Origin of the sequence: Mycobacterium sp. EPa45 (assembly GCF_001021385.1) — a bacterium.
Lineage (GTDB): Bacteria > Actinomycetota > Actinomycetes > Mycobacteriales > Mycobacteriaceae > Mycobacterium.
In genome coordinates, this window is record NZ_CP011773.1 from 1,046,775 (window position 1) to 1,070,097 (window position 23,323).

The following is a 23,323-nucleotide window of genomic DNA, read 5'->3' on the forward strand; positions in this document are numbered from 1 at the left end:
AAGTCCACAAATCCGTGAGAACCAGTATTCACTTAATCTTGTCCTCAACCACTGCGCTGTGAGACGCTTAATACAGCTAGATAAGGGGAGATGCTCGCATGCCGCCGTCATCGCTGACCACCGCAGCTACTCGCATCGCGATTAACAAGCGCACCGCTCGCTGGGGCGACGAGGCGGTCACCGCCGCCGACGCCCTGGACTTCTGGTCCTTCGCCGGCGGCGCCGCCAACGTCATCATGCAGCTGTCCCGGCCGGGCGTCGGCTACGGCGTCGTCGAGTCCAAGGTCGACTCCGGGAACCTGCTCATCCACCCGTGGAAACGCGCCCGCACCACGTTCACCTACATCGCCGTCGCGGTCGTGGGCACCGACAGCGACAAGCTCCTGTACCGCGAGGCCGTCAATTCCGCGCACCGCCACGTCAAGTCCACCGAGGAAAGTCCGGTGCGCTACAACGCCTTTGACCGGGACCTGCAGATGTGGGTAGCCGCCTGCCTGTTCGTCGGGCTCGAAGACACCTACCAACTGCTGCGCGGCGAGATGACCCCCGACCAAGCCGAGGGCTTCTACCGATCGGCCTGGCCGCTGGGCACCACCCTGCAAGTCAGCGAGGACCAGTGGCCGCCCACCCGCGCCGCCTTCGACGATTACTGGAACGACGCCTGCCAACGCGTCCAGTTCGACGACACCGTCCGCGCCTACCTGTTCGACCTGATCGACCTCAAGATGATCAACCCGTTGCTGCGCTTGCCCTTTCGCGGTCTGCTGAAGTTCCTCACTGCGGGCTTCCTGCCCCCGGTGTTCCGCGACGCCCTCGGGCTGACCTGGAGCGCCGGCAAGCAACGCCGCTTTGAGTTGCTCTTCCGGTTCGTCGCCCTGGTCAACCGCTTCCTGCCGTCGTTCGTCCGCCAACCCGGCCCGCACGTCCTGCTGGCCGACCTGCGCTGGCGCGCCCGCCGCGGCAAGCGGCTGGTCTAGCCCGCTCACGTCCCACCGAACTGCGGGCGCAGCACCGGACTCAACGCAGACAACGGAATGTGCGCCTGCACGGTGCCGCCGTCCATCGACCACTGCATGACGCCCGGCGTGTAGTTGATCGGCGTATCGTGGGCGACCGGATAGTCCGGCATGTACAGGATCAGCTCGTCACCGCTCAACGCCCACGCCTTGTACCCGCCGGAGTACACCTTGTCCGGACCCCACCGATCCACCACGAACGGGTACGTGCCCGGCTGATGCGGTGGCGGCGCCTGATCCAGTGCGTCGGAGATGAACGGCTGACCCAGCGAGGCGATCGCGCCGAAGTCCGCCCCGGGCTTCAGCACGTCGGCCAGCCCCAGCCGAACCCCGCGGCTCATGTCCCAGGTGAATGTGCGAAAGGCGTTGTTGGGCTTGGGTCCATCGGCGTGGTAGTCCTCGTGGAACACCACACTCAACACATCACCGCGCTGCAGGATCTGGAAGTTCTCTTCACCGAAGCTGTCGGCCACCATGTGCAGACCCACGGTGCGCCAGTTGTTGACCAGTTGCGTCAGGTAGTCCCGGATCGTCGGGCCGGTGACGGGATTGTCGACCAGGTCACCGGGCACCGCGACCTTGATGTCGCGGATGGCCTTGCGTTCCGACAGCACCGAGGTGTGGCAGTAGGCGCCGTCCCATTCGGCGCCAAGGCTTCCGCAGAAGTCCGGTGCCGACGCCGACGCCACCGGTGCGGCGACCAGAGAAGCCACCGCGAGACCCCAGAGCGTCCGAGCAAGCATCAGGGGAGTTCGACTTTGCTTGCCCGCCAGGCGCCGTCGACATTCTCCATGGTCATCTTGACCCGGCTGCGATCGATCCGCGGATCCGGCGCGGCTTTGTTGGCCACCGTCTGGTCGACGAACATCAGCACGACGACCTTGTCGGCGGTCGCCGACTTCACCGCCGAGTCGATCACGACGCCGCGCGCGGTCGCCTTGTTGTCGAGCAGCAGCTGGCGCAGCTGCGCGCTGGATTGCGAGTACATGTCCTTGAATTCACCCGTCGCGCCGTTGAGCACCTCGGCGAAGTTCTGGTCGACGTTGTTGGAGTCGATGCTCGTCAGCACCTGCGCGTAACGCACAGCCGCCGCCTGGGCGTCGCGCGACGCCGCGTCGACTCGGTGCGCCTGCCAGGCCTGCCAGCCGAGGAAGCCCGACCCACCCAGCAGCGCAACGATCAACGCGCCCAGCAACACTCGACGTAACAGCGGCCACCGCCGGCGCTTGGGCTGTTCTTCGACGGGCTCGGACTCGGCCGCGGCCTCGATCTCGGCGTCGTCTTCAGCATCGACGTCGGGTTCGATGTCGGTCGTAGCAGTCACCGCATTCTCCTTAGCTCGGCGGTTCGATCGGCAGCACCGGGCCGCCGTACGGGGTCGGGATGGTGTAGCGGCCCTTGGGTGTCGGGTCGGTGGTCTGGCCCAGGTCAGCACCCGGCGGGGGACCGGCGGTGTCGTCACCGGCCGGCCGTGGTGCGTTCTTGGCCCCGCGGATCAAGACCGCGGGATCGTCGTCGCGGCAGTAGGTGTACAGGTACGGCTCGGGATAGTCGGCCGACGATGGTGGGCGTCGCGGAGTGCCGTAGTCACACGTGTAGCGCGGGTAGACATCCGCGGTGACCCACAAGCCGTGGTCGTGCATGATGCTGCCCAGCGCATCGAGCAGCGACCCGCGGTAGTCCGGGAACAAGGCGTTGAGCGCCGGAACCCGTACATACAGCAGCTGCGACGCGGTCGCCATGCTGGTGAGCAGCCCCACCATGGTGTCGGAGTTGTCGGTGAACAGATTGTCGGTGGCCGAAAAGGTCTGCGGCGTCTGGTCGACGAACCGGCGGTACCCGTCGACCATCTTGTTCACCCCGACGAACGTACGGCTCAGGTTCCCGGTGGCCACCTTGATCCCGGGGTTCTTGTCGGCGGCCGTCGTCAGCACGATGCGGCTGGTCCGCAGGATGCTCGTGGTCTGCGGCAGAACGGAATCCAGCGTCGAGAGTAGGAAGGTGCCGCCGTCGATGATGTTGGCCAGCTTCTGCGGCCCCGCACTGGTCAGGCTCAGCTCTTTTTTGACCAGCTCGAGTTTGGCCGGGTCGACCTGCTTCAACATCCCGTCTGCGTCGGCCAGCACCTGCGCCAGGCTGACGGGCACCGAGGTCTTGCTCTGCGCGATCACGCTGCCGTCGTGCAGGTACGGGCCGGTGTCGGAATCCGGCACGAATTCGATGTACTGCTCACCGGCCGGCGAGAGCCCCGACACCCGCACCGGACTCGCCGTCGGGATCCGTACATCCGAGCGCACGCTGGCGACTGCGGCGACCCCATCGGGTGTCACCGCCAGCGACTGCACCCGCCCGATCGGCACCCCGCGCAGCGTGACGTCCTGATTGGGCAGCAGGCCGCCGGATTCCGGCAGCTGAATGGTCACCCGGTACGCCGAGGCGAACGGCGTCACCCGCAACGCACCAACCAATACGTAAGCCGTCGCGATGACCAGTGTCAGCACCAAACCTGCTGTCGACAGCCATAATCGGTGCCGATAGCCGAATCCGACCACCCACACGACATGACGAGCCGTTCTATCGATCATGGCGGCGGCTCCAACGGTGCGGGTCCGGGCGGCGCGACGATCAGCTGCCCGGGATCAGTCGGGCTCGGCAGCACCGGAACCTGCGGAACACCGGGACCCTGCCCGACGACACGCTGCTGCAGCCGCCACAGGGTGTACTTGAACGTGCCGGCCATCTGGGCCCAGTCGTAGCGTTTGGGTCCGTGGAATCCGACATCGCCGCCGAACCCGGCATCGGGAATCGATCCGAGCACCAGCCGGTCGATGCTGGCCCGCACTGAAATCGCATTGCTGGGAGTCGATTTGATAAACGGCGGCATCAGCCGGTTCAGGGCGGCCAGGTTTGCGTCCGGGGCCAACACCAAGTCGTTCCACGACCGGGCGATCGTGTTGGCGTCAGCGATCACGCTGCGCCCGCTGGTGTCGGTGCCCGCGACCGACGGGAACTTCTGCAGCTGCCTGCCGATGTCACCGGCCTGCTGCACGACGTCGGCGACGCTGTCGGCGTTGGCGGCCAGCGCGTCGGTGGCCGGGCCTGCCGCGGCGAGCACCTCGGTGAGTTGCTGATTCTTGGCGTCGAGATCCTTGGCCAGGTGTGAAGTCTCGGTCAGCGCGTCCGAGATCTGACCCGAGCGGGCCGTCAGCTTGGACAGCGTGGTGTTGGTTTTGGCGATGATGTCGCCGAACGCCTGGCCCTGATCACCCGTCGCCTTGCCCAGGCCGTTGATGATGTTGGTGAAGTTGCGCACCGCACCGCCGTTGACCATCACCGCGGCCGAGCTGAGCACCGACTCCACGGTCGCCGCGGCCATCGTCGAGTCCAGCCCGATGGCGTCGCCGTCTTTGAGCAGGGGCGTGGCGGGGGAGGCGTCGGCCGGTGGTTTCAGCGCGATGAACACATCACCCAGCGGAGTGGCCGACCGCAGCTCGGCGGTGCTTCCCCGCGGTAGCCGCACCCCGTCCATGACCCGGATCGTGGTGACGGCGGTGTAGTTGCGCGCCACCATCGTCTCCATCTGGCCGACGTCGGCGCCGGCGAGTTTCACCTTGGCGTTGGCGGGCAGGTTCAGCGCGTTGGCGAACACCGCCGTGAGCCGGTAACCCCCGCTGCCGACCGTCGGCGCAGGCAATGGCAGGCTCGACAGCCCGTTGGACGAGCACGCGGTGGCGCCGACCGCGACGACGAGAATCGCTACCGCCCGCTTCATTTCTGCCCCATCGCGGCCATACCGTCGAGCACGTAGCTCAGCCCGAAGTCCGGTCCGAAATCCTGCAAGGTGCCGGTGCTGCAACCCAACTGGCGCAATCCCATCAGGTTGCAGAGCTCCTTGGTGGCCTGGTTGTCGAACAACACCCGGTCGGTCAGCACCCGGGCCCTCGCCGTCCCGTTGTTGCGGTCGACGACGTTGTACAGGTTGTCCAGCGTCAGGGGCGCGACATCGATGAACTCCTTGAGATCGCGCTGACGCTCGACGAGGGTGTTGGCGGTGGTGTTGCCGTTGTTGACAACAGCTTTGATGTTGTCGCGGTTCTTCTCCAGGAAATCGCCGACCTGGGCCAGCAGGGTGTTCATCGTCTTGCCGGTGGTGCCGCCGCCGAAGTCCTCGTCGTTGACGATCTGGCTCAGTTGACGCACCGTGGAGCCGAAGTCGCGCAGCGTCGCGTCGTTGTCCGCGGCGGCCTGCAGCAGCGAACTGAGGTTGCGCACAATCGTGGTCAACTGATCGCGGGTCTGCGCGCCGCCGTCGGCGGACAGGCGCAACGCATTCGACAGCTCGCCGAGTGCGTCCTTGATCTTCTGACCGTTGCCGTCGGCGATCGCCGCCCCCGAGTTCACCACGTCGCCCACCGGGCCGTTGCCGTTGCCGTCGCCCTTCAACGACAGCGAGATCTTGTCCAGCACGCCGAGCACCCGCGCGAATTCGACGGGCGTCTTGGTCCGCGGCAACCCGATGGTGTCGCGGTCCTTGAGCACCGGACCCCCACGGTAGGGCGGGGTGAGCTCGATCTGCCGGTCGGTGAGGATCGACGTCGAGATCGTCACGGCCTGAGCGTCCGCCGGAATCTTCACGCCGCGGTCGACGGTGAACTGCACCTCGACGTAGCCGCTCTTGGGTGTGATCGCGGTGACCTTCCCGACCGGCATCCCCAGCACCGCCACCGTGTTGTCGACGTAGAGCCCAGCGGCGCTGTCGAATTGCGCGGTCAGCATGATGTGGTCTGTCGTCGAGCGGAAGTACACCCACGCCACCGTGACCGCCGACGCCGCGACCACCACGACGACCGTCACAAGAGCCAGCAGCCTGGCCCGCGCGCTCACTTGCAGTCCTTGAAGTACTGGATCATGCCGAACTGCTTGGCCCGCCCGCTGATCGCGCACATCCAGGAGTCCACGGCCAGACCGTTCGGCGCGTTGAAGTCGAAGGCGTTGCCGGTGCCGCTCGCATTGGCGAAGCCACGCAGCGCGACCGGGCCGGCCTGCAGCGTGCTGCGCAGCAGATCGTCATGCTGAGCCAGCAGGTCCGACAGCTGCCGCAGGTTCCTGATGGTCTGGTCAAGTTCGCCGCGGTTGGCCACCACGGTGGTGCTCATCGTGTTCACCAGATTGGTCAGCGCCGCCATCATCGCGTGGAAGGTGGCGCTACGCTCCACGAACCGGCTGATCAGCTCCTGCCCCTGGTTGATCATCGCGGCAATGTTGGCGTGCTGCCGTTCCAGGGTGGTGCTGATCATGTCGGTGCTTTTCAGCAAGGCGCCCAACTGGTCTCGCCGGTCGGCGATCACCGTCGAGAGAGTCTGGATGTTTCGCATCGCCTGCGGCACCAGCTCGGGCAGACCCTGCATCTGCTTGCCCAGTATTCCCAATGACGTCGCGAACGCGTCGGTGTCGACCTGCTCGTAAGTGGTCGTCACATCGGCGAGCGCGGCCTGCAGATCGTAGGGAACCTCGGTGTGGGACAGGTCGAAGGTGTTGTCGGGCAACGTCCCACCGTCTTCGGGCTCGAGCGCCAGATAGCGGGAGCCGAGGATCGTGGTGACCTTGATGACGGCCTTCGAGTTCGTGCCGAGCGCGAGATCGTCGCGCACCTCGAGGCCGGCTTCGACGTGGTCGCCGGCCAGCTTCATGCTGGTGACCTTGCCGACCTGGATGCCGCCGATGGTGATCGGGTTTCCGGTTTGCAGCGCGGCGGCCTGGAGGAACTGCGCGGTGTAGTGGCGGTGACCGACGTTGGCCGCGTTGGCAATCAACATGGCGCCGACGATCACGGTGACCACGGCGACGGCGATCAGGCCGATCCAGGTCATGTTGTAGCTCTCCAGTCGGCGCCTAGCCATTGGCCATGTTCCTGCATCGCGGGGTGTACATCGCGTTGTTGCCCGGGGTCGCCGCGTTGACGATGATCGGCGTGATGTCGTTGAGCCCGGGGAAGAACCCCGTGGCGTTGAGGTCGCAGGCGTACGCGTTGCCGAACGCGCCCTCGTTGGTGATCCTGGCCAGCCCCTTGAGCATCAACGGCAGGTTGTCGCCGGTGAACGCCAGCTGCGGCTCGATGTCGACCAGATGACCGGTGAAACCCGGCTGGCGGGTGATCATGTCGTTCAGTTGAGGATTGACCGTGTCGGAGATGGTCGACAGCTGACGGATCACCCGCGCCATCGTGCCGGTCGAGTCGACCAACGCCGTCCGTCGGGCGTTGAAGTCCGACACCACCTTACTGGTCTGGGAGATCACCTGATCGAGGCTCGTGTTCTGGGTCGAGAGGTTCGCCATCACCGTGTTCAGCTGGGTGATGACATCGCCGAGGACTTGATCGCGCCCGGCGAATGTGTCGGTCAGCGTGGAGGTTTGGCTGACCAGGTTGAAAATGGAGGCGTTGTCACCCTGCAACGACTGGATGACGCCTTTGGTCAGGTTGTCGGCGTCACGCGGGTTCAGCACGCTGAACAGCGGTTCGTAACCATTGAGCAGTGTGCCGACGTCGAAGGACGGGTCGGTGCGCTCGATCGGAATTGTGGTGTGCGGCGGGAGCGGACCCGGGCTGCCGATCTTGCCGAGCGACAATCCGAGGTAGCGCTGGCCGACGATGTTCTGGTAGGTCACCGACGCGACGGTGTTGCCGAACAGGTGCTGCTCGTTCTGGACAACGAACGACACCTTCGCCAATTTGCCTGCGAGTTCGATCTTTTCGACCCGCCCGACACGCACGCCCGCCATCCGGACATCGTCACCTTCGCGCAGCCCGAAGACGTCGGTGAACATCGCGGCATAGGGAGTGGTCGGGCCTGCCACGTCGCGGCGCAGCGTCGCATACACCAGCCAGGTCAGCGTCACCGCCACCACCATGAACAGTGACAGCCCGATCAGCGGGGCACGGAATCTCATCGGGATCCCCCTGCTTCGGCGGGCAGCGGCGCCGCCGCAGCCGGTGGTGGCGGCGCATCGTCCGGATCGGCGGTGCCGGGCACTCGGGGGAATGGCGGCGCCCACCACGGTGTAGGCGGATTGGGGTCGGCCAGGTTCGGGTTCGGGTTGATCAGCGGGGGCCCGACTGCGACGAGGTTGCCGTCCGGGCCGACCACCGTGCCCGGCGTCGGCGCCAGATCCTTGGGTGGCTGGTAATTCTGCGGCAGCAGCATCTCGGGCAGATCGGGGCGCACCACGATCTTCGGCGCGGTGTAGCAGCTCGGCCCCAGCAACTGGGCGTAGCGGGGGCAATCCGCGCGGGTGTAGTCGTAGCTGGGTGTCAGTGACAGGTTGACCCGCATGTTGCCGGTGTCCAGTTCGGGGATCCATACTTCGTCGAAGAACCTGCGCGACAACTCGTTCATCTTCGTGAACGCGGGCACGAACTTGCCGGCATTCATCGCGAGGCTGCCCAGCACCGGGGTCAGGTCGTGGGAAATGCCGGTCAGCTGATCGATGTGATTGTCGACCGCGGTGCGCGTGGTGCCCAAGGTGTGCGTGCCGCCGGTGACCAGCGTGGTCAGCGCCGACCGTTTCTCGGCCAGGACCTGCATGGGCCGCACCGCCTGGTGCAGTGCGTCGACCAGATCGGGTGCGGTTGCCGACAACCCGTGGGTGGCGTCGATCAGCGCCGATACCGTCGACGGTCCGTCGTCGGTTCTGACGATCGAATTCAGCTGGTCGAGAAGCCGATTCAGCTGTGCGCCGCCGGTGAGCAGTTTGCCGCGGCGGTTCTCGGTGGCGGCGTTGACCGCCGCGAGGATGCCGACACTGCGGTCCTCCCGGCCACGGCCGGTGGCGGCCAGCACGTCGCGCAGCTTGCTGATGGTGGTTTGGAACAACACGGTCGGCAGCGCGGTGTCCTCGGGGATGTGCTCGCCGGCCCGAATCGCCGGGCCGGCACCATCGGCAACCAATTGCACTGAGGAGACGGCGAATACGTTGGAGGGCACCACCCGCGCGGTCACCGAGGCCGGGATGGATCCGGCGTATTCGGGTTTGAGGTCGATGTGGACGTAATTGGGATGGCCGTTGGCGGCGGGGATCACGCTGTCGACGGCCCCGACCAGGATGCCGTGATATTTCACGTCGGACTTCTGCGGCAGCCCGTCGCCGACGTTCAGCAGATCGGCGACCACCCGCACGTAGTTGGTCAGCTTGCCGTTCGACTTGAGCAGCAGCAGTGTGGTGACCAACGCCGCCACCAGGACCACGGCCAAGCCACAGAACAACAGCTGCCGCTCCGTGGGGCCGCGCCCGTCGGTGTCAAAGGAATTCGCCATCTAACCGCCGAACCTCGCTCCGGCATCGACACTCCACAGCGCCATGGTCAGCAGCATGTTCACCACGATCGTCACGGTGATGGCCGCGCGCATCGCATGTCCGGCCGCGATGCCCACGCCCTCGGGTCCGCCGCTGGCGTAGAAGCCGTAGTAGCACTGGATCGTCGAGGCGATCCAGACGAACACCACCGCCTTGAGCAGTGAGTACAGGACGTCGGTTCCGGACAGCATCAGCGTGAAGTAGTGCAGGTACGCGCCGTTCGATCCGCCGCTGATCACTTCGACCACGATCTGGGTGGTCAGGTAGCTCACCGCCAGACAGAGGACGTAGAGCGGGATCACGGCGACGACCGATGCCATCAGCCGGGTGGTGACCAGATAGGGGATGGGCCGGATCGCCAGTGAGTCCAGCGCGTCGATCTCTTCGGCGATCCGCATGGAGCCAAGCTGCGCGGTGAACCGGCAGCCGCCCTGCGTCGCGAACGCCAGCGAGGCCGCGATCGGCGCGAGCTCGCGGGTGTTCACCAGCGACGAGATGATTCCGGTCGCCGGTCCCAGGCCCAGTAGGTTCAGGAAGTTGTAGCCCTCGATGCCGACGATCGCGCCGACCGTCACGCCCAGCACCAGCGCGACTCCCGCGGTGCCGCCGCCGACCACCAAAGATCCGTTGCCCCAGGCAATGTCGGAGAGCAGCCGGGCGAACTCGGTCCGGTAGTGGCGCAACACGATCGGCACCGCCGCGACCGCGCGGATGAAGAACACCAGCATGTGGCCCATGCGAATGATCGGCGAGGTGAGCGTCCGGGAGAACCGGGCCCACGGAACCCGAAACGGGTTGTACGTTGACGCGGTCACGTCACAACCCCACTCGCGGGAACAGCATGTTGTAGAGCTGACTGATGACGACGTTGACGATCATCAGAATCAGGATCGACTCGACGACAGCGGCGTTCACCGAGTTGGCCACCCCGGTCGGGCCGCCCTTCGTGGACAGCCCCTTCTGGCTGGACACGATGGCGACGATCGCGCCGAACACCACGGCCTTGAGTAACGCGAGCACCATGTCACCCGGGGTGGTGAACGACGCGAAGGTGGCCACGAAGCTGCCGGGGGCGCCGTTCTGGAAGTAGACGTTGAACAGGTAGCTCGCCAGGAACCCGACGAAGCAGACCACCCCGGTGAGGGCGACGCCGATCATGATCGCGGCGGCGAACCGCGGGACGACGAGGCGGCGGATCACCGAGACGCCCATGACCTCCATGGCGTCGATCTCTTCGCGCATCGTGCGCGAGCCGAGGTCGGCGGTGATGGCCGAGCCGACGGCGGCCGCCATCAGGATCGCCGCAACCAGCGACGCAGCCTGCCGGATGACAGCCAGACCGCTGGCCGCCCCGGCCAGCGAGGTCGCGCCGACCTGCCCCGCGAGCAACGCGAACTGGATCGACAGGGTCACCCCGACCGGCAGCGCCACCAGCACGGTGGGCACCACGGCGGTTCCGGCCATGAAGGCGCCCTGGCGCACGAACTCCTGCAGCGGAAACCGGCCGGTGACCAGGTCGACGAACAAGTACTGGAGAGTTCTCACCCCGAGAACGAACTGCTCCCCGACCGTGGTGAGCGACGCGAGCGGATGTCGCTTCACATAACCGACGGTCCAGTTCTCGATGACCTCCACACCGCCGGGGGTGGGGGCAGCGACTGGGGACGGCTGACGATCAGTCATCGCCACGAGCCCGCGGCGTCATCGTTGGACCTAAATATGCTGCGCCTCAAATCATTCAGCGAGATACCGCGGCATTGACAGCGATGGATACGTGCATTGACCCATCACCTGACGATGCCCGGGACTCGCGGTGTCGACCTCCCCAACCTGTCGTCACCGTAGGACCCGGGCGATCCCGGCGTCAAGAAAATGAAGAATATTCATTAACATAATCGGACCTATGGCGGCCAGGAAGTAAACACCGGATCAGTCGGAGAGCGCGGTGAACGGGGATTATGCGCGGCGGTCGGGCAGCGCCAACGTCAAGATGCTGCGCTGGGTCTGGAGAAACTGGCCTAACAACGCACCCGTCGTGTAGGGCAGGCCGTAGGCGTCGCAGAGCGCCCGCACCCGGGGTGCGATGTCGGCATACCGGTTGCTCGGCAGATCAGGGAACAGATGGTGCTCGATCTGGTAGCAGAGGTTCCCACTCAGAAATCCCAGCACCCGCCCGGCCCGGAAGTTGGCGCTTCCCAGCATCTGGCGCAGGTACCACTCACCCTTGCTCTCGTCCTTCAGGGACTCCAGCGTGAACGTCATGACGCCGTCCGGGAAATGCCCGCAGAAGATCACCGCGTAGGCCCAGAGGTTGCGCAGGACGTTGGCCGCGGCGTTCGCCGCCAGCGCCCGACGCCAGCGAGATCCGTTGAGCGCAGGGATCAGCAGATAATCCTTGAGGACCTGACGCTTGATCTTGGCCCGCAGCGCGCGGCTGTGCGCGACGCGCTCGCCGGGACTTGCTGCGCGCTCATGTTCGGAATGCAGGCCGTGCAGCGCGATGCCCCACTCGAAGACGACGGCCAACAGTACGTTGCGGAACGGCTGGGCCAGGTGGCGCGGTTGCCACGGATCGTCACGGGTCACCCGCATGATGCCGAAACCCAGGTCGTCGTCGAGGCCGACGACGTTGGCAAACACGTGATGTCGGTAGTTGTGCGAGTACCGCCACTGCGACATGACCCCGGCCATGTCCCATTCCCAGGTTGCCGAGTGAATCTCGGGGTCGTTCATCCAATCCCATTGCCCGTGAACGACGTTATGGCTAATTTCCATGTTCTCGATGCTTTTGGCCACGGCCAGCGAGAGCATGCCGAGAGCCCACCCACCGCGGGATCGGCTGCCGAAAATCAGGAGCCGCGCACCGGCATCCAGCACCCTCTGGAACCTGATGGTCCGGCGAATGTAGGCGGCGTCGCGGGCACCGCGGGAGTCCTCGATCTCGGTGCGGATAGCATCGAGAGCGGCCCCGAGCGCGCTGATCTCGTGCTCGCTCAGGTGGGCATAGCCGGCGACATCTGTGATCGCGATGATGAGTCCTCGAAAGCGCGACCGGTCGTGTGCTTGCACGACAACGGAATTGGAGATCATGCCCGGCTATGAGCGGTTGCTCGCGGAGCCGCGCGGAGATGGGGCGCCGATTTCGGGCCGGCTGTGGGTGCCAGCAACTCCAGCCTACTCGGCTGCCGAGTGACACGATTGCCGCCGGCCTTGGGCAAACCCATGCAGCCACGCCGCAACTAGGGAAGGCTGAAGGGATGGCTGCGCGAACGTTACGCGCCGCACCGGCCTCATCCGCCTGGTTCGGCTAGTTTGACGATCCAAGAGGAACTCATCGCGGCGGTCGACGGCCAGCGTGGAGTGAAGGCCGCCGACCGGCTGTGTGAAGCGTGTGTGGTGCTGCTCGACGTTGACGCCGCAGCGATTTCGCTTGTCTTCGACGGTGCGAATGCGGGCACGCTGGGGTCCAGCAGCAACAGTGCGCGGGCGTTCGACGAGTTGCAGTTCACCTACGGGGAGGGGCCGTGCCTAGACGCGGTCAGCCTGCAGGCTCCGGTGGTCGTGGTCGACCTCGCCGACCCCGGGGAGGCGCGCTGGCCCAATTACGGAATCGCCATGCTGGAACAACGCATCCGCGGCGTTTTCGCGATGCCGGTGCTTGCTGCGGGCGAGTACGTCGGTGCTCTGGACCTATTTCGCGCCGAGCCGGGTGCGCTGGGGCGCGAACAACTCGCCGGTGCGGCAGCCGCCGCGGACCTGGCCGGCATCCCGGTGCTGGATCTGCTCGCCGGTGACCTACGGGCCGCGGTCGACGATCCTGCCAGCGATGCGTGGGCGGAGTTGTACGCGCTCAGCCGCGCCGAAGTCAGCCAGGCCACCGGAATGTTGGTGGCGCAATTGGATGTAGACCCGACCGAGGCACTCGTGCGCCTGCGTGCGCATGCCTATGCCACCGGCCGAAGCGCCACCGACGTCGCCCGCGACATCATCAATCGCCGGCTGAGACTGGAGACGGACCGATGAGCGAGAACCTTCGCGAAACCCGGGTGCTGAGCGCGGTGGTGTCGCTGGTCGACAGCCTGCTCGACGATTTCGACGTCGTCGATCTGCTCACCGAACTGACCGAACGTTGCGCGGAACTCCTCGACATCGCTTCGGCAGGCTTTCTCCTGGCCGATCCGCTGCAGCGACTCCATCTGCTGGCCGCCACCTCCGACCGGACGCGCGACCTCGAGCTGTTCCAGTTGCAGGCTGAGGAGGGGCCGTGCATCGATTGCTACCGCACGGGTGAGCCGGTTCTGGTCGCCGACCTCGGTAGCCAGATCGATCGGTGGCCGCGGTTTGTCGCGGCTGCGCAGGAGGCCGGTTTCGCCTCGGTACATGCGCTGCCGATGCGTGCGGCCGGCGTCGTGCTCGGAGCGCTCGGTCTGTTCGACACTCGGCGCGGAGAGCTCACAGAGGCAGACGTACTGGTGGCTCAGACCCTGGCCCACATCGCGTGTGTGGCTGTGCTGCAAGAACATTCGCCCCGCCCCGACACCGTGGTGTCGCCGCTACGGTCCGCTGTCACCGGCCGCATAGTCGTGGAGCAGGCCAAGGGGTTTGTCAGCGAGGTGCTCGGTGTGTCGATGGATGAGGCCTTCCGGCTGCTGCGCACCCACAGCCGGGGACACGGCGAGCATCTGACCGATGTCGCGCGGGCGCTGATGAGGGACCGGCACACCCGGCCGGAGTTGATCAGGGCACTGACCGAACTCACCCGCGACCGGCATTGATGATGGTCATTGCTGACGCGCGCGAGCCCGTCGGACCGCCTCGTCGACGAGGCGCTCGGCTACGTCAGCCAATTTGATGTGCTCCCGCTGGCTGATGCGGGTGAGGCGGTCAAAGGCCTCTTGCGCGGTGCCGCCGGACCGGCTGCGGATGATGCCGATGGCCTGGTCGATCACCGCCCGGCTGCGCAGTGCCTGTTGCAGTTGCGTGGTGCGCAATCGGGTGTTGGCCAACAGCTGCGCGTTGTACACCGATACCGCTGCGGGGCGCGCGAATTGGGTCCCCAGTTGGACGGCGTGTTCGGTGAACGCGTCCCGGCCGTGGGCGTAGGAATTGATCGCGCCGATGACCCGGTCACCGATGGCCAGCGGCAGTGCCAGTACGGAGTGCACGCCCATGCGGGCCACAGATCCACCGAAGCGCGGCCAGCGGCGGTCGCTGCCGAGCGAACCGCTGACTGCCGGCCGTCCGGACCGAATGCAGGTGATGCAGGGCCCCTCGCCGAGCTTGTCGTATTGCAGGGTGTCGATGGCCGCGATGAACTCGGCGGTCACCGACCACGCCTGGATGCATAGGTCGCCAGGTGAGTCCGGCCCATGGGGTTGGATCAGGGTGACCCCGGCGCCGTCGGCGCCCGGTATTGCCTGGACCGCGAATTGTGCTACCTGGCGCAGTATTTCATCGACGCTGGCGGCATCTGCGACGATCCCGGCCAAGCCGCTGAGACCGGCGTTCAGGTCAAGTTCGTCGGCCTGGAGCTGGGCCGCGGAGAGCTCCGGTTCCGGGGGCGGTTTGCGGCCTGGCTGCGCGTCGTAATCGTCCATCGGCCCCCTCCCGGGTTTCTGGGCGGAGACGGCGGGATCCCCGCGCGATCAATGTACTCGCTGCCCTCAGGTGACCAACGCCAGGGCGTGAGCGCGCCGCAACTTGCCGGACGGCGTCTTGGGGATGACTCCCGGCGCGAGCACCACGACGTTGCGCGGCCGGGCATTGACCTCCACCACCACCTCGTGGATCACCTCGTGCTCGATGCGGCGCACCTCGTCGTGATCATCGAAACTCTTGGATTCCACCGCGACGGCGAACGATTCGCGCGAGTGTCCGGCGTCGAGTCGGACGGCCACCGCGCAACCCGGCCGCACTCCACTCACCCGGGCGGCGGCGCGTTCGATGTCGGTCGGATAGATATTGCGCCCGGCCATGATGATGACGTCCTTGAGCCGGCCGCAGACGACGATCTCGTCATTCTCCGTGAGGTAGCCCAGGTCGCCGGTGTCGTACCAGCCCTGCTCGTCCTGCGCCGAGATGAACCCGGCGACCGTGGTGTACCCGGGCGTGACAGGGGCACCCCGGAGCTGGATCACGCCGACCCCGCGGACGCCCAGCTCGGCGCCGTCCTCGTCGAGGATGCGGGCCTCCAGCCCGTCCAGCAGGGAACCGAGCGTCACCAGGCGTCGGGTGTTCCCCCGGGTTGCGGGTACCGCGCGATGCAGGACGGCCAGGAGATCGGCGTCGACCTCGTCGACGGTCATGCCTGCGCCACACGTGGAGAACGACGCGGCGACGGTTGTCTCGGCCATGCCGTAGGCGGGCAGGATCGCTTCGGGCCGCAGGCCATGCGGTGCCCCTGCTGCGCACAGGGCCTCGACGTCAGCCGGATCGACCTGCTCGGCACCTGACAGCGCCCACCGCAGCGACGACAGGTCGAATTGGCCGGGTGAAGCCAGGTTGTGCAGCCGCTTTGCCAGCAGGTTGTAGGCGAAGTTGGGGGCCGCGGTCATCGTGCCCTTGTATTTGTCAATGAGCTTGACCCACAACAAGTTATCCCGGAGAAAGTCCATCGGGGTGACCTTGATGAGCTCAACGCCGAAGTACATCGGCACGGTCAAAAAGCCGGTCATGCCCATGTCGTGGAAGCAGGGCAACCAGCTGACGATCACGTCGGACTCGACGTCGACCTCGGCGCCGGCGAACATCGCCTCGGCGTTCGCGACGACGTTGGCGTGCGTGATCTGGACGGCCTTGGGGGAGCCGGTCGAGCCCGAGGTCAGTTGCATCAGGGCGAGGTCGTCGTCGCAGGAGTCCACGGGGCGCACGGGGGCTGCTTGCAGCAGTTCCCCGGCGATGGCCACCCGGATTCCCCGCTCGGTGAGCAGCGGCGCGGCAGGTAGGAACGGCTCGCCGACGACGACGACTTTGGCGTCGATCGTCTCGAGTACCGCCATCGTCTCCTCAGCCCAGCGCAGCAGGTCGGTGCGCGGCGTCGGCTGGTGCAGCATGGTGACACAGGCGCCCCGGATCCAGACGCCCTGAGCGGTCGGCGCGATGTCGACAGGATTCCCGGCGAGCACAGCCACGGCATCGCCGTGACCGACACCGGCTGCTGCCAGGCCGCCGGCTATCCGGCTGGCGCGTGCATGCACTTCGGCCCAGCTGTGGCGCACCGGAGCGTCAGGCTCGCCGGTGACCATGCCCTTCATGCTCCATTGGGCGTTACTGAGCATGGTTTCGGTGAACTGGCTCAACGGAGCCTTCTCTCTGCGCGCCGCGCGGAGTGCGACGTGCGATGTTGTGGCCGCAGGTGACTGCCGCGAATAGTCGTGTGAAGCAGCGCTCGGTCGGCGCTGGTGATCGGCCACGCGCCCACGTTGGGCGCCAGAACTTGCGGTCGGTTTACGTCGGTCCGGAGGGCACCGGTGCGGCGGGGCGTGCAGATCGCCGCCGTGACGTTTCCGCGAGGCTGGTGGGTCAGCCGCTCTGACCGTACCGTGTGAAGGCGCTGGTAGTCGAAGACTCGCAGGCGATTGAGGTCACGACTGGGTTCCATCCACCGACCGGCGGCGTCGCTGGCAAAGGTGATGTAGCTTCAATCGACGGTCGGGGGAGCTGCCGAGGAGTAGATGGTGGAGGCGACACCATTCGGGCACTATCAGCTGCAGGAGCTGATAGGCCGCGGTGGCATGGGTGAGGTTTACCGCGCCTTCGACACCAAGACCGACCGGGTCGTCGCCCTCAAGGTTCTGCCGCACCGCCTCGCCGAGGACGCGGTGTTCCAGCAACGTTTCAGGCGAGAAGCCCAAGCAGCCGCCGCGCTGAACGAGCCGCACGTCGTCCCGATCCACGGGTACGGCGAGATCGACGGGCGGCTTTACCTGGACATGCGCCTGATCGAGGGCCGCACACTGAGTGCCATCCTCTCCGAATCCGGCAAGCCGCTCGAGCCCGCGCTCGCGGTCAGCATCGTCGAGCAGGTCGCCGCCGCCCTCGACGCCGCGCATGCCACCGGCCTGATCCACCGCGACGTCAAACCGTCCAACATCCTGGTCACCGGCCGCGACTTCGCCTACCTGATCGACTTCGGGTTGGCCCGGACCGCCGAGGAGGCCGGGCTGACGACGGCCGGCAGCACCTTGGGGACGCTGGCGTATATGGCCCCCGAACGGTTCAGCGGCAGTCAGGCCGATCCGCGCTCCGATGTCTACGCCCTGGCCTGTGTGCTCTACGAATGCCTCACCGGCGATCGGCCGTATCCCGACGACAGCCTCGAACAGCAGATCGCCGGGCACATGACTACACCGGCGCCGCGACCGTCGGATAAGAATCCGAAGCTCGCGGCCTTCGACGACGTCATCGCCAAGGGCATGGCCAAGAAACCGGCGCAGCGCTACGCGAGTGCCAGCGAGCTGGCCGCCGCCGCGCGCCAGGCACTGACCGCCAGGGTTCGCCGGGGTGGCAGTTCCGGACGCCACGCCCTGGCCGCCTCACCGGCGCCGCATCGGCGGCGGGTGCTGTTCGCGGTGGGCGCGGCCGTGCTGCTGGTGGCCGCCACGGGTGTGGGCGCCTGGCAGTGGCGCGGATCCGACGGCCGCTCGAGCAGTGCGACCAGCCTGGCCGGCACCGCGTCGAGTTCGCAGCCCCTGCCGCCGGCCGACGGTGCTGTGCCGGCCATCGCCGCGACGGTGCCGGCGAAGATCCGGGATTCGGGGCGGTTGATCGTCGGCGTCAATATCCCTTATGCACCAAACGAATTCATCGACGCGGACGGCAAAGTCGTGGGCTTCGACGTCGATCTGATGAATGCGGTGGCCCGCGTCCTCGGGCTGACGCCGGAGTACCGGCAGACGGCGTTCGAAGCGATCATTCCTTCGGTGCGCGCGGGAGATTTCAACCTGGGCATGTCGTCGTTCACCGACACCAAGGAACGCGAAGCCGCGGCTGACTTCGTCACCTACTTCCGGGCCGGCACCCTGTGGGCCCAGCGCCCCGGGAAGGCGATCGATCCTGACAACGCGTGCGGCCTCCGAGTCGGGGTGGCTTATCCCTCCCTGCAGGAGTCCGAGGAGTTGCCGGCCAAGAGCAAGGATTGCGTGGCGGCGGGCAAGCCGCCCATCAAGAAGGTGATCTACACCCGCCAGGACGATCTGAACAGCGCCCTGATGGCCGGCGAGGTCGATGCAATGTCGGCCGATTCGCCGGTCACCGGGTTCACGATCAAGACCAGCGGTGGACAACTCGAAGCGGCCGGGGCGGTGTTCGACTCCGCGCCCTACGGATGGCCGGTGGCCAAGGACTCCGGGCTCGCGGAGCCGTTGCGGCTGGCGCTACAGCACTTGATCGCGACCGGGGAGTACCGCACCATCGCCACGATCTGGGGAGTCGAGAAAGGAATGATCGACAAGCCGTCGATCAACGGCGCCGTGCGCTGACCGCTCAGCCCGGGACGGACCGCTCAGTCTTCGTTGTCGATGACGTGCATGGCAGCCTCCTCCGCGGAGGCCGCGCCGCCGTCGATGCCGACGTCTTCGGCGACGAGCTCGGACTCGTCGTCCTCGCCGAACCCCGCATCAGGTGCCACCAGCCTGCCCGATCGCGTCCGGCCGACCTCGTCGTCCTCCGGAAACTCCGAGTCGTCGGGCTGCTTGCCGTCCAGCTCGTCGAGCACGTTGTTCAGCCGGGACAGCGGATCGGGCTCCTCCTCGGCCAGCAGCTCGTCGAGCGTCTCCGGGCCCGGGTGGTCGAAGTTCGTGCGGGCGACCGGTCGCTCGGGAGGGGAAATGCCTTCGTCGAGGATGTCGTCGACGCCCCGATCCACGAGGGTGTCCTCGGGTTGGAGCTGGTTGTCGTCCTCGACGCTGTATTCGCCGGTGTCAGTGCTGTCGTCCCAATTGGTCACAGCTCCAGAATGGCACGACGCCGGAGCGCGGCCACGGGGACTTTGGTCACCAGCGGCCCGAACCTCCGTCATCGCGCCCGCGCGGGCCCCAGTTCTTTGAGTTCATAAAGAATCGATCGCCACCATCTGTGCATGGACTCACCTCGTTCCGGATTTCGCCGGGCCGCCGTGACCTCATGGGCGTTGGCCGGGATCGGCATCGCGGGAGTAGCGGGCGCTTCTGCGTTGGCCTACGGCGACACCGTCAAGCCTGTCGTTGGCGAGCTCCCGGCGGTTGAGCCCGTCGCGACCGATCCGGCCGTGAATCTGCCCCCGCAGCCTTCCGTCGTCGAACCACCCCCGGCGCCGGTTCCCGCGCCGGAGACACCGGCGCCACCGAGCCCGGAGCCGAGCGCCGCGCCGGCCCCCACAGAGACCTACACCCCCCAGCCGACCTACGTCCAGAAGCCGGCCTACACCCCGAAGGCCACAGTGCAGGAACAGGCACCGGCACCGGCACCGGCGCCTGCGCCGAGCACGAAGTCGCAGCCGGCGTTTCCGATCCGGCAGAGCCATGTCCCGGCCGGTGGCGGCGGGACGTCGGGCGGCAACAGCTTTTCCCCACACGTCACCGTCTCACGCGGGTCCTGACGAACGAGGCTGTTCGCTCCGCGAGCGATCGGTCGCGAAAGGTGTTGTCCGCGAGTGTGATCCGATGCGATCTCCGTGCATCGGCCGTTCCGGACTAGCGGGCCTTGGCGTTCGCCACGGTTTGCATCGGCGGCCCATCGGACTTGGAGCGCTTGTCGGCCCGTTTCTCTTTCAGGGACTTGCCGGACTTCTTGGACATCGCCTGTCGCGGGGATTTGTCGGACATCGTCGGCCCTTCAATAGGGGGCCTGATGGTGGTCCCGGTCCTTTGGACTCTACGCCGGATTCCCGAAACGGGAATGCAATCCCTGCCAATCGAGTTTTGGCTGTCCCGCAAAATTTTTCGCTCGTGCACGCGCGATCAGCGCATCGGTATCGCCGACACCAGGGTGTGCTGCCCGGCATTCGGGGCATTGAACGAGCAACTCTCCCAACGGGATTGGTGACAGCAGCACGCCGATGCGGACGACCGGTCATGCGGCGGCGCTACTTCGATTGCACCCACAATCCCGGATGTCCTAATTGGCCCAATGGCGGCAGTGGACCGCTACCCGGCGTCGACCGGCAGCCCAAAGCGCCCCGGGGTGTAGTGTGGGGCGTAGATCCGGTCAGCATTGGCGGGGACGGCCTGTTACGTCACGTCCACGGATCGACACTGCTATCGCGTGAGGAATTCCCCCAGATGGAAAGCTCCGACCTCTTCTCTCATCCTGTCGACAAGACCGACGTCGCCTACGAGACGGCCAACGAGCCTGTCCGGCACCCGATTTTCTCCGGCCGAACCGAGTACGACGCCTCCGAACCAGCGTCGTCGTGAACGGCATGTCCGGGACTCGGCGCCTCGCCAGCCCGGTACGTGTGACGCTCAACCCCTTCCTCGGGGGCGACATCGATGGCGCCTGGTGGCCGCATTCCTTCGCGCTTGCGCGCGAACTGCCGGAATTGATCGGGGCCTTGCACCCGGCGCTGGGTGAGATCGTCGACATCAACATCAACTGGTCTTCGGCGTCCGGCACCCCCGTTCTCAAGAAGCTGACGTCGGGTTCGGTGTCGATGCACGGCTGGAACGACCGACAGCACCGGCTGATGATTGTCTCCGGCCGCATCGGCTGCGCACGGCTGATGGTGGTGCCCAGCTCGACATCCGCGGGACTGGCGCGCTTGGTCATGCGCCGTGCGGCGTCGATGCCTCTGGGTGAGGAGCACGACAGTTCGTTATGCGACACCGCTAACGCCGTGGTCCGCACCGCAAAGCTCGAGTGCTCCGCGTGGTCGGCCGAGGTCTCCGGGACGGCCACCGACGTGAAAGTCGCCGCGCCCTGACGAATTAGCCGGCGCCGGCGCATCGCTGTTCACCGGTTCATCCGATCCAGCTGCATCCGGCATGCCCATGCCGCGTCCGGCTGTCTCGGTCAGCAGCAGCACGCTGACCAGACTGACCACGGCGAAGGCGGCCATCATCGCGGTGATCGACCAGCTGCCGTACGACGACAGCAGCATGGGGGAGAGCACCGGGGGCAGCGCGCCACCCAGGATGCCGCCGACGTTGTAGGAAAGACCGGCACCGCTGTAGCGGTAGCGAACCGAGAAGATCTCTGGAATGAATGCGGCCAAGGGCCCCATCATGATTCCGATGATGCCGTAGGTGCCGATGATCGCGAGCCCGTACCGGACGGGGTCCCCCGACTGGACGAGCGGGAACAGCACCAACGTCCATGGCAGGGCCAGAGCGGCTCCGAGTCCGAGGATGCGCCGGCGGCCGTACGTGTCGCTGAGGATCGCTGAAGCGGCGACGAACACCAGCGAGCACACGCCGCCTGCCACTCCCACCAGCAGGATGAAGTCCTCGTCGTAATGCAGGTGGTTCACCGCGTAGTTCGGGAAGTAGGTGCCGACCTGGAAGGCGAGCATGAACAATCCCATCACCGCACCGGCCGCCAGGACCACCTCACGGCCCTGCCGGCGCACTGCATCGGCGATCGGTACACCGCGGTGCTCTTCGGCGGCCGACTCGGTGAACACCGTGCTCTCCTCGACGTGCAGCCGGATGTAGATCGCGACCGCCAGCAGGACGGCACTGATCAGGAACGGGATGCGCCAACCCCATTGCAGGAAAGCGTTTTCGGCGTCACCGAAGGCGCCGTGCACCCCGAGGAACACCAGATTGCCCAACACCAGGGCAGTGCCGAGGCCCAACTGGGTGAACATGCAGTAGTAGCCGCGCTTGCCTCCGGGCGCCTGCTCGGCGCTCATCAATGCCGCGCCGGCCCACTCCCCGCCGACGGCAAAGCCCTGCAGCAGCCGCATGGTGATCAGCAACAGCGGGGCCGCCTCACCGATCGTCGCGGTGCTCGGGATGAGGCCGACGCCGACGCTGGAGGCACCCATGATCAACAGCGTGAACACCAAGGTGTTCTTGCGTCCGATGCGATCGCCGAAGTGTCCGAACACCGCGGCGCCGATCGGCCGGGACAGAAATGCCGCCGCGAAGGTGCCCAGCGAAGCGATCGTCGCCGTCAGCGGGCTCAGGTGCGGGAAGAAGACATGCGGGAAGACCAGCGCTGCCGCGGTGCCGTAGATGAAGAAGTCGTAGTACTCGATCGCCGAGCCGACATAGCTGGCGAGAGCGACCCGGCGGATGCGTGTATCCATGCCGCAATCGTCGGCTGGCGCGGGCGCCACGGGTATCGGCTGAGCGGCGGAACCTGGCGGTTGACGACGCTGTCCCCCGATCAGACGACGGCGCCAGGGTCCTCACCTAGCGGGTGTGGCCCGCTGCCAGCAGTTCGTCGACGGTATTGGCATTGTCCGGAGCCGCGGCCGCCATCATGACGGCGTGCGCCTGATCGGGATCCGTCCCGGCCGGCACGACGAGCAGTACGAGCTTCCCGCCGCCGAGCCCCTGCACTTCAACCGTGTTGCTTCGCTGGCGGTTGTAGCCGGCGAGCCGGACGAGCCGTCCGCCGATTCGCATCTTGCTGCGGGTCTTCACCCAGTCCGTCATTTTGTAGAGGACGTCGCTGATCGGTCCAAGCCGCACCGACAGCACAGCGAGTAGATCGGGGACTTCCGCCTCGAGGTCTCCGCTGTGCGGCCACCAGGCCCCGTCGACGCGACCCGTCCGGGGACCCTTCGGCTTGAGTCGTAGACGAGGTGTCGCCTGTGGTGGTGGCTCTTTCCAGCCGACTGATGGGCGAACTTCTGGTTGCGTCATCGGACGCTCCTGACTGCGGCCGTGAAACCGACATCGATGGCCGGACGTGACGCGAGAAGTGATCGCGCGAAGCACCGCTGTACGTTCGAGCCTACTCGCATAGTCGATGACTCACGCATCAACTGACGAGTCCGGTGAATTGCTCGGAAATTGTTCGTTCCCAGT

The 23,323-nt window shown here is 66.4% G+C and carries 24 protein-coding genes; 7 read left to right on the forward strand and 17 right to left on the reverse strand.

All coding sequences use genetic code 11. From position 1 onward, the window contains the following. Positions 1-98: 98 nt before the first annotated feature. Positions 99-977 carry an oxygenase MpaB family protein gene (locus AB431_RS04805; RefSeq protein WP_047328975.1) on the forward strand — a complete coding sequence of 293 codons (879 nt, stop codon included), beginning with the start codon at positions 99-101 and terminating at the stop codon, positions 975-977. Between the two features lie 5 nt (positions 978-982). On the opposite strand, the gene AB431_RS04810 is transcribed toward AB431_RS04805, so the two are convergent. The 11 genes from AB431_RS04810 to AB431_RS04860 all read right to left on the reverse strand — a co-directional run bounded on the left by AB431_RS04810 (position 983) and on the right by AB431_RS04860 (position 12,398). Then, complete coding sequence (locus AB431_RS04810) at positions 983-1,759, reverse strand: mannan-binding lectin (protein ID WP_047328976.1); 777 nt, start codon at positions 1,757-1,759, stop codon at positions 983-985. Next, positions 1,759-2,340, reverse strand: a complete 582-nt coding sequence (locus AB431_RS04815) for a tetratricopeptide repeat protein (protein ID WP_235435832.1) — start codon at positions 2,338-2,340, stop codon at positions 1,759-1,761. The genes AB431_RS04810 and AB431_RS04815 overlap by 1 nt, the downstream gene beginning before the upstream one ends. Positions 2,341-2,350: 10 nt before the next feature. Further along, entirely contained in the window at positions 2,351-3,601 is a 1,251-nt protein-coding gene (locus AB431_RS04820; RefSeq protein ID WP_047328977.1) for an MlaD family protein, read from the reverse strand. After that, complete coding sequence (locus AB431_RS04825) at positions 3,598-4,788, reverse strand: MlaD family protein (RefSeq protein ID WP_047328978.1); 1,191 nt, start codon at positions 4,786-4,788, stop codon at positions 3,598-3,600. The genes AB431_RS04820 and AB431_RS04825 overlap by 4 nt, the downstream gene beginning before the upstream one ends. Then, positions 4,785-5,900: an MCE family protein gene (locus tag AB431_RS04830; protein ID WP_047328979.1), complete on the reverse strand. Its 1,116-nt coding sequence runs from the start codon at positions 5,898-5,900 to the stop codon at positions 4,785-4,787. The genes AB431_RS04825 and AB431_RS04830 overlap by 4 nt, the downstream gene beginning before the upstream one ends. Next, positions 5,897-6,916, reverse strand: a complete 1,020-nt coding sequence (locus AB431_RS04835; RefSeq protein WP_047328980.1) for an MCE family protein — start codon at positions 6,914-6,916, stop codon at positions 5,897-5,899. Before AB431_RS04835 ends, AB431_RS04830 begins: the two co-directional genes overlap by 4 nt. After that, positions 6,909-7,964 carry an MlaD family protein gene (locus tag AB431_RS04840; protein ID WP_047328981.1) on the reverse strand — a complete coding sequence of 352 codons (1,056 nt, stop codon included), beginning with the start codon at positions 7,962-7,964 and terminating at the stop codon, positions 6,909-6,911. Before AB431_RS04840 ends, AB431_RS04835 begins: the two co-directional genes overlap by 8 nt. Further along, entirely contained in the window at positions 7,961-9,328 is a 1,368-nt protein-coding gene (locus AB431_RS04845; RefSeq protein WP_082135549.1) for an MlaD family protein, read from the reverse strand. Before AB431_RS04845 ends, AB431_RS04840 begins: the two co-directional genes overlap by 4 nt. Further along, positions 9,329-10,183, reverse strand: a complete 855-nt coding sequence (locus tag AB431_RS04850) for an ABC transporter permease (RefSeq protein WP_047328982.1) — start codon at positions 10,181-10,183, stop codon at positions 9,329-9,331. 1 nt (position 10,184) lies between these two features. After that, a complete protein-coding gene (locus tag AB431_RS04855; protein ID WP_047333094.1) occupies positions 10,185-11,051 on the reverse strand; it encodes an ABC transporter permease in 867 nt (288 codons plus the stop codon). Between the two features lie 273 nt (positions 11,052-11,324). Continuing rightward, the gene (locus tag AB431_RS04860) at positions 11,325-12,398 is read right to left on the reverse strand and encodes an acyl-CoA desaturase (RefSeq protein ID WP_047333095.1); all 1,074 of its coding nucleotides are present in this window, start codon (positions 12,396-12,398) and stop codon (positions 11,325-11,327) included. A 282-nt stretch (positions 12,399-12,680) separates the two neighbouring features. Between AB431_RS04860 and AB431_RS04865 the strand changes: the two genes are divergently transcribed. Together AB431_RS04865 and AB431_RS04870 are read left to right on the forward strand one after the other, a co-directional pair. Continuing rightward, positions 12,681-13,391 (forward strand): GAF and ANTAR domain-containing protein, encoded by a 711-nt coding sequence (locus AB431_RS04865; RefSeq protein ID WP_047328983.1) that lies wholly within the window; start codon positions 12,681-12,683, stop codon positions 13,389-13,391. Next, positions 13,388-14,143 (forward strand): GAF and ANTAR domain-containing protein, encoded by a 756-nt coding sequence (locus tag AB431_RS04870; RefSeq protein WP_047328984.1) that lies wholly within the window; start codon positions 13,388-13,390, stop codon positions 14,141-14,143. Before AB431_RS04865 ends, AB431_RS04870 begins: the two co-directional genes overlap by 4 nt. Before the next feature lie 6 nt (positions 14,144-14,149). Here AB431_RS04870 and AB431_RS04875 read toward each other — a convergent pair whose 3' ends face one another. Together AB431_RS04875 and AB431_RS04880 are read right to left on the reverse strand one after the other, a co-directional pair. Next, positions 14,150-14,965 (reverse strand): GAF and ANTAR domain-containing protein, encoded by an 816-nt coding sequence (locus AB431_RS04875; RefSeq protein ID WP_047328985.1) that lies wholly within the window; start codon positions 14,963-14,965, stop codon positions 14,150-14,152. A 66-nt stretch (positions 14,966-15,031) separates the two neighbouring features. After that, positions 15,032-16,666, reverse strand: coding sequence for a fatty acyl-AMP ligase (locus AB431_RS04880; protein WP_047328986.1), 1,635 nt, complete (start codon positions 16,664-16,666; stop codon positions 15,032-15,034). A gap of 378 nt (positions 16,667-17,044) precedes the next feature. On the opposite strand from AB431_RS04880, the gene AB431_RS04885 reads away from it, so the two are divergent. Continuing rightward, entirely contained in the window at positions 17,045-18,847 is a 1,803-nt protein-coding gene (locus AB431_RS04885) for a bifunctional serine/threonine-protein kinase/transporter substrate-binding domain-containing protein (RefSeq protein WP_047333096.1), read from the forward strand. Between the two features lie 23 nt (positions 18,848-18,870). On the opposite strand, the gene AB431_RS04890 is transcribed toward AB431_RS04885, so the two are convergent. Then, positions 18,871-19,314, reverse strand: coding sequence for a DUF5709 domain-containing protein (locus tag AB431_RS04890; RefSeq protein WP_047328987.1), 444 nt, complete (start codon positions 19,312-19,314; stop codon positions 18,871-18,873). Between the two features lie 132 nt (positions 19,315-19,446). Here AB431_RS04890 and AB431_RS04895 point away from each other — a divergent pair, with 132 nt between their 5' ends. After that, complete coding sequence (locus tag AB431_RS04895; RefSeq protein WP_047328988.1) at positions 19,447-19,944, forward strand: hypothetical protein; 498 nt, start codon at positions 19,447-19,449, stop codon at positions 19,942-19,944. 94 nt (positions 19,945-20,038) lie between these two features. Here AB431_RS04895 and AB431_RS31400 read toward each other — a convergent pair whose 3' ends face one another. Then, positions 20,039-20,170: a hypothetical protein gene (locus AB431_RS31400; RefSeq protein WP_255353530.1), complete on the reverse strand. Its 132-nt coding sequence runs from the start codon at positions 20,168-20,170 to the stop codon at positions 20,039-20,041. 456 nt (positions 20,171-20,626) lie between these two features. Here AB431_RS31400 and AB431_RS31405 point away from each other — a divergent pair, with 456 nt between their 5' ends. Together AB431_RS31405 and AB431_RS04905 are read left to right on the forward strand one after the other, a co-directional pair. After that, positions 20,627-20,761: a hypothetical protein gene (locus AB431_RS31405; RefSeq protein ID WP_255353531.1), complete on the forward strand. Its 135-nt coding sequence runs from the start codon at positions 20,627-20,629 to the stop codon at positions 20,759-20,761. A gap of 5 nt (positions 20,762-20,766) precedes the next feature. Beyond that, positions 20,767-21,267, forward strand: a complete 501-nt coding sequence (locus tag AB431_RS04905; protein ID WP_235435833.1) for a DUF5994 family protein — start codon at positions 20,767-20,769, stop codon at positions 21,265-21,267. Here the strand turns inward: AB431_RS04905 and AB431_RS04910 are convergent. Continuing rightward, complete coding sequence (locus AB431_RS04910; RefSeq protein ID WP_082135550.1) at positions 21,160-22,596, reverse strand: MFS transporter; 1,437 nt, start codon at positions 22,594-22,596, stop codon at positions 21,160-21,162. The genes AB431_RS04905 and AB431_RS04910 overlap by 108 nt on opposite strands. A gap of 106 nt (positions 22,597-22,702) precedes the next feature. Next, positions 22,703-23,158 (reverse strand): DUF5994 family protein, encoded by a 456-nt coding sequence (locus AB431_RS04915; protein WP_047328991.1) that lies wholly within the window; start codon positions 23,156-23,158, stop codon positions 22,703-22,705. Positions 23,159-23,323: the final 165 nt, after the last annotated feature.

Excerpts from the sequence above, each read along its gene's own strand:
- AB431_RS04895 (WP_047328988.1), top strand. The coding sequence starts at position 19,447 with ATGGACTCACCTCGTTCCGGATTTCGCCGGGCCGCCGTGACCTCATGG.
- AB431_RS04805 (WP_047328975.1), top strand. The coding sequence starts at position 99 with ATGCCGCCGTCATCGCTGACCACCGCAGCTACTCGCATCGCGATTAAC.
- AB431_RS04810 (WP_047328976.1), bottom strand. The coding sequence starts at position 1,759 with ATGCTTGCTCGGACGCTCTGGGGTCTCGCGGTGGCTTCTCTGGTCGCC.
- AB431_RS04825 (WP_047328978.1), bottom strand. The coding sequence starts at position 4,788 with ATGAAGCGGGCGGTAGCGATTCTCGTCGTCGCGGTCGGCGCCACCGCG.
- AB431_RS04910 (WP_082135550.1), bottom strand. The coding sequence starts at position 22,596 with ATGGATACACGCATCCGCCGGGTCGCTCTCGCCAGCTATGTCGGCTCG.
- AB431_RS04875 (WP_047328985.1), bottom strand. The coding sequence starts at position 14,965 with ATGGACGATTACGACGCGCAGCCAGGCCGCAAACCGCCCCCGGAACCG.
- AB431_RS04870 (WP_047328984.1), top strand. The coding sequence starts at position 13,388 with ATGAGCGAGAACCTTCGCGAAACCCGGGTGCTGAGCGCGGTGGTGTCG.
- AB431_RS31400 (WP_255353530.1), bottom strand. The coding sequence starts at position 20,170 with ATGTCCGACAAATCCCCGCGACAGGCGATGTCCAAGAAGTCCGGCAAG.
- AB431_RS31405 (WP_255353531.1), top strand. The coding sequence starts at position 20,627 with ATGGAAAGCTCCGACCTCTTCTCTCATCCTGTCGACAAGACCGACGTC.
- AB431_RS04855 (WP_047333094.1), bottom strand. The coding sequence starts at position 11,051 with ATGACTGATCGTCAGCCGTCCCCAGTCGCTGCCCCCACCCCCGGCGGT.
- AB431_RS04845 (WP_082135549.1), bottom strand. The coding sequence starts at position 9,328 with ATGGCGAATTCCTTTGACACCGACGGGCGCGGCCCCACGGAGCGGCAG.
- AB431_RS04905 (WP_235435833.1), top strand. The coding sequence starts at position 20,767 with ATGTCCGGGACTCGGCGCCTCGCCAGCCCGGTACGTGTGACGCTCAAC.
- AB431_RS04915 (WP_047328991.1), bottom strand. The coding sequence starts at position 23,158 with ATGACGCAACCAGAAGTTCGCCCATCAGTCGGCTGGAAAGAGCCACCA.
- AB431_RS04820 (WP_047328977.1), bottom strand. The coding sequence starts at position 3,601 with ATGATCGATAGAACGGCTCGTCATGTCGTGTGGGTGGTCGGATTCGGC.
- AB431_RS04840 (WP_047328981.1), bottom strand. The coding sequence starts at position 7,964 with ATGAGATTCCGTGCCCCGCTGATCGGGCTGTCACTGTTCATGGTGGTG.
- AB431_RS04835 (WP_047328980.1), bottom strand. The coding sequence starts at position 6,916 with ATGGCTAGGCGCCGACTGGAGAGCTACAACATGACCTGGATCGGCCTG.